At 60.3% G+C, this 10,975-nt stretch carries 6 protein-coding genes and 4 pseudogenes; 8 read left to right on the top strand and 2 right to left on the bottom strand.

The window, feature by feature from the left end:
• The 4 genes and pseudogenes from BHQ40_RS11330 to BHQ40_RS11315 all read left to right on the top strand — a co-directional run.
• Positions 1–2,164, top strand: a 2,164-nt coding sequence (locus BHQ40_RS11330) for a hybrid sensor histidine kinase/response regulator (RefSeq protein WP_139139282.1), incomplete at its 5' end; no start/stop codon positions are given.
• Positions 2,165–2,360: 196 nt separating this feature from the next.
• A pseudogene (locus tag BHQ40_RS11325) lies at positions 2,361–2,609 on the top strand (transposase); the annotation flags it as partial.
• A gap of 202 nt (positions 2,610–2,811) precedes the next feature.
• The gene (locus BHQ40_RS11320; protein ID WP_070155977.1) at positions 2,812–3,756 is read left to right on the top strand and encodes an IS110 family RNA-guided transposase; all 945 of its coding nucleotides are present in this window, start codon (positions 2,812–2,814) and stop codon (positions 3,754–3,756) included.
• A gap of 25 nt (positions 3,757–3,781) precedes the next feature.
• Positions 3,782–4,675, top strand: a pseudogene (locus tag BHQ40_RS11315) (IS3 family transposase); the annotation flags it as partial.
• On the opposite strand, the gene BHQ40_RS25700 reads toward BHQ40_RS11315, so the two are convergent.
• Positions 4,603–5,019, bottom strand: coding sequence for a hypothetical protein (locus BHQ40_RS25700; RefSeq protein WP_139139281.1), 417 nt, complete (start codon positions 5,017–5,019; stop codon positions 4,603–4,605). The pseudogene BHQ40_RS11315 and the gene BHQ40_RS25700 sit on opposite strands and share 73 nt — an antisense overlap.
• Positions 5,020–5,240: 221 nt before the next feature.
• On the opposite strand from BHQ40_RS25700, the gene BHQ40_RS11305 reads away from it, so the two are divergent.
• The 4 genes and pseudogenes from BHQ40_RS11305 to tnpA form a co-directional block, all read left to right on the top strand.
• Complete coding sequence (locus tag BHQ40_RS11305) at positions 5,241–6,344, top strand: PAS domain-containing protein (protein ID WP_070155960.1); 1,104 nt, start codon at positions 5,241–5,243, stop codon at positions 6,342–6,344.
• The gene (locus BHQ40_RS11300; RefSeq protein WP_083276867.1) at positions 6,341–6,790 is read left to right on the top strand and encodes a response regulator; all 450 of its coding nucleotides are present in this window, start codon (positions 6,341–6,343) and stop codon (positions 6,788–6,790) included. The genes BHQ40_RS11305 and BHQ40_RS11300 overlap by 4 nt, the downstream gene beginning before the upstream one ends.
• A 431-nt stretch (positions 6,791–7,221) precedes the next feature.
• Positions 7,222–8,305: pseudogene (locus BHQ40_RS11295) on the top strand (IS110 family RNA-guided transposase).
• 117 nt (positions 8,306–8,422) lie between these two features.
• Positions 8,423–8,676, top strand: a pseudogene (gene tnpA / locus BHQ40_RS27080) (IS200/IS605 family transposase); the annotation flags it as partial.
• A 150-nt stretch (positions 8,677–8,826) separates the two neighbouring features.
• Here the strand turns inward: tnpA and BHQ40_RS11290 are convergent.
• Complete coding sequence (locus BHQ40_RS11290) at positions 8,827–10,692, bottom strand: WecB/TagA/CpsF family glycosyltransferase (protein ID WP_171905835.1); 1,866 nt, start codon at positions 10,690–10,692, stop codon at positions 8,827–8,829.
• Positions 10,693–10,975: the final 283 nt, after the last annotated feature.

Below are 10,975 nucleotides of genomic sequence, written 5' to 3'. Positions count from 1 at the left end.
TCTCTTCTACACGCCGGTCTACGAAGCCGACGGCCGGGTCGGCGGGGTCATGTGCACCTGTATCGACAACAGCACTCGTATTGCGCTGGAGCGCGATCTCGCGACCAGCAACGCGCGCTTCCGCACCGCGATGGAAGCGATGCACGGCGTGCTCTGGACCAACAGCCCTGATGGCCGGATGGTCGGCGAACAGCCCGCCTGGGCCGCGCTCACCGGGCAGAGCGAAGCGGAGTATCGCGATTTCGGATGGGCCGAAGCGGTCCATGTCAATGATCGCGCGCCGACGATCGACGCCTGGAACGCCGCGGTCGCAGCGCGCTCGATGTTTGTCCATGAGCATCGCGTCCGGCGGCAGGATGGGGCCTGGCGGCGCTTCGCGATCCGCGCGCTGCCGGTCGTCGATGATGCCGGCAAGATCGTCGAATGGGTGGGCGTTCATAGCGACATCACGCACCAGCGCGCCGCCGAGGAGGCATTGCGCGAACTCAATGCCACGTTGGAGGCGCGCGTGGTCGCCGAGATCGACGAACGGCGCAAGGCCGAAGCCAAGCTTGCCCAGGCGCAGAAGATGGAATCGATCGGCAAGCTCACCGGCGGCGTGGCTCACGACTTCAACAATCTGCTCCAGGTGATTTCGGGCAATCTCCAGCTGCTCGCGCTCGATGTCGCGGGCAACGACCGCGCAGAGACCCGCATCGCGAATGCCGTTGCCGGCGTGTCGCGTGGCTCCAAGCTCGCCGCTCAATTGCTTGCGTTTGGCCGCCGTCAGGCGCTCGAACCCAAGGTCGTCAACATCTCGCGGCTGGTCCGCGACATGGACGACATGCTGCGCCGCGCGATCGGCGAGAGCGTCGAGGTCGAGACGATCGTCGGCGGGGGGCTGTGGAACACCTATGTCGACACCGCGCAGATCGAGAATGCGCTGCTTAACCTCGCGATTAACGCGCGCGACGCGATGGAGGGACAGGGCAAGCTCACCATCGAGCTCGGTAACGCCCATCTCGACGCTGACTATGCCGATGGCCATGACGAGGTCACCGCCGGCCAATATGTGATGCTGGCGGTGTCGGATACCGGGTGCGGCATGGAAGCGGCGCTGATCGAGAAAGTGTTCGAGCCCTTTTTCTCGACCAAAGGCGAAGGCAAGGGATCGGGGCTTGGACTCTCAATGGTCTATGGCTTCGTCAAACAGTCGGGCGGGCATGTGAAGATCTATTCCGAGGTCGGCGAAGGCACCACGATCAAACTTTATCTGCCGCGCTCGATGGAGAGCGAGGATATCGAGGTCCAGGTCGAGACCGGCTCGATCGTCGGTGGCACCGAAACCGTTCTGGTGGTCGAGGACGACGAGGAGGTGCGCGCGACCGTGGTCGAGATGCTCTCGGATCTGGGCTACCGCGTGCTGAAGTCGGGCGACGCGGGCGCGGCGCTCAACGTCATCGAGAGCGGCGTGCCGATCGATATTTTGTTCACCGATGTCGTTATGCCCGGCACGCTCAAAAGTCCCGAACTGGCGCGCAAGGCGCGCGAACGCCTGCCCGGCATCGCGGTCCTGTTCACCTCGGGCTATACCGAGAACTCGATCGTTCATGGCGGCAAGCTCGACGCTGGCGTCGAACTTCTCTCCAAACCCTATAGCCGCGAAGCGCTGGCGCGCCGCCTCCGCCATGTCCTCGCCAACCAGCGGCAGCGCGACATCGGTACCTCTCAGCCCGCCGCTGGTCCGAGCGACTCCATGGTTCCGCCGACGGTGCGCGCCGCCGATCCATCGCCGCTTCCCGCCCCCAGCCAGCGCCTCGTGCTGGTCGTTGAGGACGATGCGCTCATCTGCCTCAACACCGTCGAGATGCTGCGTGATCGCGGCTATGGTGTGGTCGAAGCCGGCAGCGCCGAGGAAGCGATGGCGATCCTGGAGAGCGAGCCAATCGATGTTCTGGTCAGCGACGTCAACCTGCCGGGCTGCTCGGGTCTCGAACTCGCCGAACAGGCGCGCGGCCTGCGGCCCTTGCTGGCGATCGTGTTCGCGAGCGGCGATACCGCCGCCGTGATCGGCACCCAGGGCGCTACCATTCTCGCGAAGCCCTATAATATGGGCGAGCTCGATCAGGCGGTGAAGCAGGCACTGGCCCAGGTCCCGACCGACGGACGGGTCTCCGGCAGCTAAGCGTTCCTTCAGCCGGCGCGTGCCCACGGTGGGTGCGGTCGAGATGCGAGGAGATGCGCGTAACGTGCTGGGGGGGCGGCGAGGGGATCAAACCGCTCCGCGAGCGCTCAGCCGTTCAGATGCTGCTCGACTGGACTTGTACCGGATTTGCGCCGGTCACCTGAGCGATTAGAGCTCGCAGCAGGAGACCGATGAGATGATCAAGCATAGCGAAGAGTTCAAGCAGGAAGCGGTGCGCATTGCGCTGACCAGTGGGTTACCACGTGACCGGGTCGCATCAGATTTGGGGATAGGGAAGTCGACGCTGGGAAAGTGGGTGTCGCAGTATCGGCCCAGTGATCTGGTTTCAGCGCCGCAGGCGGATCTGGCACGAGAGAATGAACGCCTTCGCCTTGAGAATCGTGTGCTCCGGGAGGAGAGGGAAATCCTAAAAAAGCCTGTCCTTGCATATTGGGTTTGGCATTGATTTCAGCGTTGGTTGAATTGATGCCGGGATATCCGGGGTCATGACCCCGGATATCCCGGAGCGGATAGGCTGTGCCTGTCCTTGGGCGCCAAGCTCGTAATTCTCAGCAAAGCCATCCGCTCCATCCATGATCGTCTCGAACGGTTGCCAGGGCCTTGAGCTCGTATGCAAGGTGGAGAACATGATGTCGAACAACAGCCAATATGTTGCTATCGATGTGTCGAAGTCGGCACTGGATATTGCCATGCCGGGTGCGAACCGGATCTGGCGCAGTTCTAACACGCTCACTGGTGTCGCGGCTTTAAGGAAACGACTCCAGCCCCTCGAACACCCCCATATCGTTTGCGAGGCCACAGGGCGCTACGCTCGATTGCTTGCCCAGCAGATGGAGCAAGCCAATATTCCCCTGAGTATCGTCAACCCAAGACAAGTACGCGATTTTGCCAGGGCAACCGGGCAACTGGCCAAAACCGACGCGCTTGACGCTAGCATAATCCTGCGCTTCGCTGATGCGATGCAGCCCGCCCCGACACCGCCAACCCCTGAAAATCAGGTGCGTCTCGCCGAGCAGGTGCGCAGAAGACGGCAACTGGTCGATATGCTGGCCACTGAAAAGCAACGCCTTTGCGGTCTCGACAACGCCGATACGCTGGCTTCGATCCGCGCACATATCACCTTCCTGCAAGGCCAGATCGACCAGTGCGATGCGCGCATCAAGGCTGAAATCGGGGCCGACGCGTCACTCACCCGCAAGGCTGCTCTACTGGAGTCCATTCCAGGCATCGGCGCCACAACAGCTGCTGTGCTTATCGCTGAACTCCCCGAACTGGGGCGCGCTGACAAAAAGCAAATTGCAGCCCTTGCGGGCGTCGCCCCCATGAACCGTGACAGTGGCCAATGGCGCGGTCAGGCGCATATTACTGGCGGAAGGCTCTCCGTCAGATGCGCACTCTATATGGCAACCCTGCCTGCCATCCGGTGCAATCCAACCATCCGTGCCTTCTATCAGCACCTGCGCGCGCAGGGTAAAGCACCTAAAGTCGCCATCACCGCCGCCATGCGAAAACTCCTCATCATCGCAAACACCATCGTCCAGCACGACAAACCATGGGCCAATCTCGCTTGACAGCCAATACGGTTGCTGAGCCTGTCGAAGGGGCCACGCAGTTCTTCGCGAGCCAAAAGCCGTGAAGTTCGCTTTTGTGCATAGCTGGCGGCATCGCTGGCCTGTTGAGTTGCTCTGCCGTGTCATGCTTGTCAGTGAGCGCGGATATCGTTCCTGGCGCTCGCGACCGATCAGTCGGCGGGAGCGGACAGATATGAAAGTGCTGGCCCATATCCGGGAACAATACAGCCTTAGCCTCGGCAGCTATGGTCGTCCGAGGATGACGATGGAGTTGAAGGAGGTTGGGCTCGACGTTGGCGAGCGCCGGGTCGGGCGGCTGATGAAGATCAACGGGATCAAGCCGGTCCGCACGCGCAAGCACAAGGTTACGACGGATAGCCACCATCGCCTGGGGGTCGCGGCGAACTGGCTGGACGGGGATTTTGCCGCCGATGCGCCCAACCAAAAGTGGGCGGGCGACATCACCTATATCTGGACCTCAGAAGGCTGGCTCTACCTTGCCGTCATTCTCGACCTGCATAGCCGGCGTGTCGTGGGTTGGGCTGTCAGTGACAGGATGAAGAAAGACCTGGCGATCAGGGCGTTGGATATGGCGGTGCGCCTGCGCCAGCCTCCCGAGGGCTGCCTTTTCCATTCGGATCGCGGCAGCCAATATTGCTCTTACGACTATCAGAAAAAGCTGCAGGCCTATGGCCTGCGTCCATCGATGAGCGGCAAAGGAAATTGCTACGACAATGCGTCCGTCGAGACCTTCTTCAAATCCCTGAAGGCCGAACTCATCTGGCGGCAGAGCTGGCCGACGCGGCGTCAGGCAGAAGCCGCCATCTTTCAGTACATCAACGGATTTTATAACACCCGCCGCCGGCATCCATATCTGGGTGGCATCAGCCCGCTCGCGTTCGAAGCCAAGGTGGTATAATGAAATAGGTGACCGGCGCAAAACCGGTACAAGTCCACCTTGAGGTCGCGCGCCTTCCTGAACTGCGCGTCATAGCGGACATAGCCGAACGGCTCTTCGGTGCACACGACGAGCATAGTGGTGGTCTTGCCGACCGACGCCACCACGCGGCCCCCCCCGTCGAACGTCTTGTCGACTGTATAGCTGCCGCCCGGATCGAGATCGTGATTGTTGGTCTGGCTTCGCCAGCCTCGAGGCTGATGACGGTCACCGTGGCGTCGGCCGCTGGCTTGGGCTGAGCGAACTTTGGCTCTCGGTGCCGCGCGGGCGATGAGGATGGCGATGGATTTGCCGTCGAGGAACATGGGTAAGCCTTCCGAGATCGGGGCGCTTTGGGGGCGAAAGCGGGAGGCGACATGCCGGGACGCTTCGAGAACCGCTGATCTGCGACAGGCGTTCCAGCAACTTGGAGGTAGCGCGCCGGGCGGGCCGCGGAGCCGGTCGGACAGTGGTTGGGAACGCGTTAGCCCCAACATGGGTTATGCTGGGACGCACGGACTCCATAGCTCCTGCGAGAGGAGTGGATGTGGACGAGCGCGACGACTGGCATCTGACCGACAGGGTGGAGCACGAGACCGGCGCCGGCGATCCATTCGCCGCCGCGGTTCGCGCGACCCGGATGCCGATGGTCATCACCGACCCCTCCAAGCCCGACAATCCGATCGTCTTCTGCAACGAGGCCTTTCAGAAGCTCACCGGCTATGCCCGCGTGGAAATTATCGGGCGCAATTGCCGCTTTCTCCAGGGCCCGAACACCGACCGGGACAGCGTGCGCCGCATCCGTGAGGCGATCGCGGCGGGCAAGCCGATCGATGTCGACCTGCTCAACTATCGCAAGGACGGCACCACCTTTTGGAATGCGCTCTATCTAAGCCCGGTCCGCAATTCCGCCGGCGACATCCAGTTCTTCTTCGCATCGCAGCTCGATGTGACCGATCGGATCGAGGCGCAAAAGGCGATCGCAGAGCAAAAGGCGATTGTCGAGCGCAAGGTCGAGAAGCGCACCGCCGATCTGACCGCGGCGCTCGAGGCCAAGACATTGCTGCTTCACGAGGTCGATCACCGCGTGAAGAACAATCTCACCATGATTGGCTCGCTGCTGCGCCTTCAGGCGCGCACGATCGACGATCCGACCGTGGCCGCCAAGCTCGAGGCGATGCTCGAGAGGGTCGATGCGCTCGCCACCGTCCACCGCAGACTCTACCAGAGCGATAATGTCCAGCATTTCGACATTGGTGCCTTCTGCCAGAATCTCGTCGCCGATGTGGTCGGGTCGAGCGGGCGGAGCGATATCGTGACCGATGTCTCGGTCGACCGGATTGAGATTCCCGCCGCCATGGCCTCGGCGCTCGGGCTGGTGCTCAACGAGGTTTTGACCAATGCGATCAAGCATGCCTATGCCGATGGGCGAGGGGGCACGCTAACGGTCTCGGCCCAGCGCGACGGCGATCGGGCGACACTCAGCATCGCCGATGATGGTCCGGGATTTGATGGCGACAAACCGCCCGCGGGCGGGCTCGGCACCACGCTCATCAAGCGGCTCGCCAAACAGGCCGGCGCCGATGTGCGCTGGAACAGCGGCGCCGACGGCACCCGGGTAGAGATCCTGCTCGATCTGGAGCGGGCATGATGCGCCCGACGGCTCCCCTTTCCGTTCTGATCGTGGAGGACGAGGCGCTGCTCGCGATGGATCTCGAAAGCATGATCGAGGATGCCGGCCACCGGGTGGTCGCCGAAGCCGCTTCGCTTCACGATGTCGCCGATCTGCCGGGAGACTGCCGGTTCGATCTCGCCTTCGTAGATATCCAGCTTGCCTGCGGCACCAGCGGCCTCGACGTCTCGCGCCTGATCCAGGAGCGCTGGAACACAGCCTTCATCGTGTTTGTGACCGCCAACCCCGCGAAAATCCCCGAGGATTTCGCCGGCGCGCATGGCGTCATTCCCAAGCCGTTCTCGCGCAACGGGCTGATGGCGGCGATGCGCTATATAGAGGAAGGTGTGTGCGATCCGCCGCCGGTCTCCCCGCAGCCGGCGAGCTTTCACGCCTCGCCGGCTTTTGCCGCCACCTGGAGCTGACCTTCAATTCAAAGCGGCGAATGAGATGTGCCCGCCCTACAGGCTGTGGCCGGCGCCGATCGCTAATCGTTCGGCGGTCCACCGCCGCTCGCGCGGTTTATTCCTGCGAAGCGGGAGGGGCAGCAGTCGCAGCGATCAGTCAGCGAACCCCTCGAGCACGATCTTGCCCCGCGCCGTGCCGCTTTCAAGCAGGAATGGGCGCGCTTTAAAGTCACATTGAAGGAGGAACCTCTCCCACTTCAGTCAGATGCCGGCTTCAGCCTTAGACTGGGCCACACTATGGTCTACAGCAGCGGTCGTCACACATAGAGTAATCGCGGGGTTGGTGACACCGGCGCGATTACAATGCGTTGGAGGGGTGGTTGCCCGCCGGTAGGAAGAAATACGGGCTCACGATTGAGACCGGGCCCAGCATCAAACGGGAGACAACCATGGAGCAGTTTTTCGGCCTCAACGTGTTTTTGAAAGATACATTCATCTCAGTGCGCGAGAGTGGCCAGCGAATTTGGCGCGGCACGGGTTCGTCTGATGCCAAGCTGATAGCAGAGATCATCCGCAAGCGTGCGCCAAACGCGCCACGTATCGTGTTCGAGACGGGTTTGCGGTCAGTATGGTTTTATCATGCGCTGACGGCCGAGGGCCTGCCGGCGATCTGTATCGATGCCCGGCATGCCAAGGCAGCGCTCGATATTGCGCGGAACAAGACCGATGCGAACGACGCGGACGGTCTTGCGCATCTTGCCGAGGCGGGCTTCTACCGCGAGGTGCAAGTCAAAAGCTTCGATAGTATGCTGACTCGCACGCTGGTCGCAGCGCGCAACCAGATGCTCAAGATGACAATCCAGCTGTCGAATTAGATCCGCGGTCTGTTGAAGACGTCCGGCTTGGTCGTTCTCAAGGGTGCCGGCCGCGTGTTCGAAGGCCATGTGCGACGCCTTCTGAGGAGCAACGCAGGCCTCGCCCAGATCATTCTGCCGGTGCTCGAGGCTTGGCGCACGATGCGCGCCCGGGTTGCCGAACTGGGCAAGCAACTTGTCGCTTCGGCACGCGCCAGCGAAAAATGCCAGCTTCTTTCCTCGATCCCCGGCTTTGGCGCGGTGACGGCCTCGTCCTTTGTGGCCGCGATTGAGGATCCGGAAAACTTCAAGAACTCGCGAGCAGTTGGTGCATGGATCGGCTTGACGACCAGACGTTACCAGTCGGGCGAAGTCGATTACGGCGGTCATATCTCCCGGCGCGGCGACAACCATCTTCGTGGATTGCTCAATGAAGCAGTGACCGTGATCCTGATTCGCACCAGGGCGGACAGTGCGCTGCGGATCTGGGGTCTGAAACTTAAGAAAAGATCGGCTTCAAGCGCGCCGCCGTCGCGGTTCCCGCAAGCTCGCCGTTATCCCGACAAAGTGCGTGTCACACATTGGAAGATCCCGGCCAACGAAGACCTATCCTGCGGCGAGTGTGTCTCGACCGCGTAAACGACCATGTACCCGACAAACGGCTATGCCGTACGATTGAAGCTGAATATGCATACTGAGTTTCGCCAGCTCACGATGATTGAATCGTAGACCGAAGAGTTGTGCCGAACACGCCCCTCGACGGGTCTGCGATTAAACGACGAGATTTCATCATCGCTATCATCTCGTTTGGGCGCCGAAATATCGGTTCAAGGTCTTACGTGGCGAGGTGCGTCTGCGAGTTCGCGAGGTCATCCGGCACGTGTGTGCAGAGATGGGCGTGAAGATCATTCATGGCGTGCTATCGCAAGATCATGTCCACTGTTCGTGGAAATCCCGCCGCATGTCTCGGTCGGCGACTTCGTACGTCGTGCCAAAGGCCGATCATCGCACAAGATCCAGCAGGAGTGCGAACATATCCGCAAGCGCTAATGGGGCCAGCCCTTTTGGCAACGAGGATACTTCTCCACAACGTCCGGCAACATCACCGATGACGTCATCCTGCCTTACCTCGATAAACATGGCCATAAGAATGGCTTCAGCCCCTCCGCCTGATCCTACCGGCATCAGCCGGTTAGTAATTCAGACCCGGTAACCCGCGATCCGCTGCGCCAGGATGCGGCCGACGAACATCACATTGCCGATCAAGTAGCGGCCGGTCAGCCGGCGGGGTTCTTGAATGAGGCGGTACAGCCATTCCAGTTTCCAGCGGCGCCAGGATATAGGCGCGCGCTTGAAGCGGCCAGTGATAAAGTCAAGCAAGGCGCCGACGCAGATAGTGACACCCGGAATATCGGCATAATGGCGCGACGCCCAGATTTCTTGACGCGGCTGCCCCATACCAACCAGCACCAGATTGGCGCCTGACTCCCGAATCATCTCGCAGATATTGGCGTCTTCATCGCCGCTGAAGAAGCCGTGATGATAGCCCGCGACAGTGACCGCCGGAAATTTCTGACCAATATGGTTGGCGGCAGCGCGCGCCACTTCCGGCGTGCTGCCCAGGACGAAAACTGAAAGCGCGCCACCCGCCTTTGCGAGCAGATGGGGCACGAAGTCCGTGCCGTTCAGATTATCCGGGAATTGCTCGCGATAGAGAATTTTGCTGGCCAGATCGACGCCTACGCCGTCGTTCAGGACGGTGGCGTTTTCCAACGCCTTTTCCATTTCCGGATAGCGGGCGGCCACATTGATCGTATGCGCGTTGGCGAAGGTCACCATGGTAGGCGTGCGCGATTGCGCAGCGTGGGTGATGAAATCCGTCGCGCTGTCATAGCTGTGGACGTCGACATGCACGCGGCCGATGCGTCTGCGGGTCAATCCCAGCACCTCACGATAGGTCCGTTCATATTTGTCCGCGACATCCCTCCACGCGAACGAACTGACCGCGTTTTGGATATTTTCGTCCGTTGCGCTGTTTTCAAACTTTTTCAAGTCGCTCATGAGCCTTGCATTCCCGTCGGCCCAGCTTTTCGGGTCCGTGAAATCAAAGAGTGTGCCATATCCAAGCCGCTCGACGATGGCGTGATAAGGCGGAATGGAACTGAGAAGAGGATAAAGACCGGCCGACGCGGCCTCAACCGCGGCGAGGCCGAAGCCTTCATAAGTCGATGCACTGACAAAAAGCTTGCTGCGTCCGATGAGAGCGGACAGCTCCTCGTCTGGCGGTGACTCGACGATTGTTACTTGACCGGCGATTCCCAGCCACTCGATCTCCGCATTCAAATCGGCAATCTCCACGCCCATCGGCTGACCTGCGATGATCATGTTCCAGCCGGGCTGACCCTTAAGGAAATTGGCGAACCATTGCAGGGTGGTGATAAGGCCCTTGTTGGGTGCAAGACGGCCGAAATAGATGATGGTCTGTCCCGCGCGGGCGGACACGCCGGCAAACTTGCCAATGTCGACGGCATTCTGGATTTCGACGACGCCCTCCTTGCGCACCTGCCGGAACACGCGGGCATCCTCCGCGCTGCACGCAATGACGGCGCGATAGCCGGTCAGCGTCATCCGCGTAATTGTCTCGAAATACAGGCGCTTGAAGAACTGCATGAAGGTCGTGTGGAAGAAACCGCCATGCGTCGTCAGAACCAGCTTCTTGCCATGAAGAAGGCGGGTGAAGGAGAGATAATCGCAGAAGAAGTCGATCGCGTGCACATGCACAATATCCGCATCGTCGAGGTAATTTATCACTGTCGGCGCAATGGGATAGCGCTTGGTTCCGAAAAACGGGATGCGCCGGATTTCGATGCCGCGATGATTGTCAACGTCTGGAAGTGGCGCCGGAATCTTGGAGTTGAAGATTCTGTCGAGCGATACGGTGCGAACATTATGGCCGTCGCTGACCTGTTTCAGCGCGAGGTCCTTAACGAAATTCTCCAGTCCTCCGACTCCGGGGGAGAACTGCCGCGTAACATGGATGATTTTCAGTGACTTATCGTTCTGCATGCTGACATCCCGCGGGTCGTAACCATGCATAGCAGGACGGACCGACCTTTTCCGTATCGAATTCATACCCTCGGCCCGATGGCCCACTATGGCACATGGCGGACTATGGAGGAAATTGGTTGAGATATCATTAAGCTATCGAAATCTTTGAAAACATCTCGCATCTGCGGTATAGCTTTTCTTCTGTTCAGATTATGATCTGGATATATAGAGAAAAAAATTTTCATCTCTTGCGATATTACTTTCTTTATATTCTGAGATGAAGAACATTCTTTTATCTGCT

Source organism: Sphingobium phenoxybenzoativorans, from assembly GCF_001757355.1.
Lineage (GTDB): Bacteria > Pseudomonadota > Alphaproteobacteria > Sphingomonadales > Sphingomonadaceae > Sphingobium > Sphingobium phenoxybenzoativorans.
This window is presented reverse-complemented; position numbering and strand designations above follow the sequence as displayed.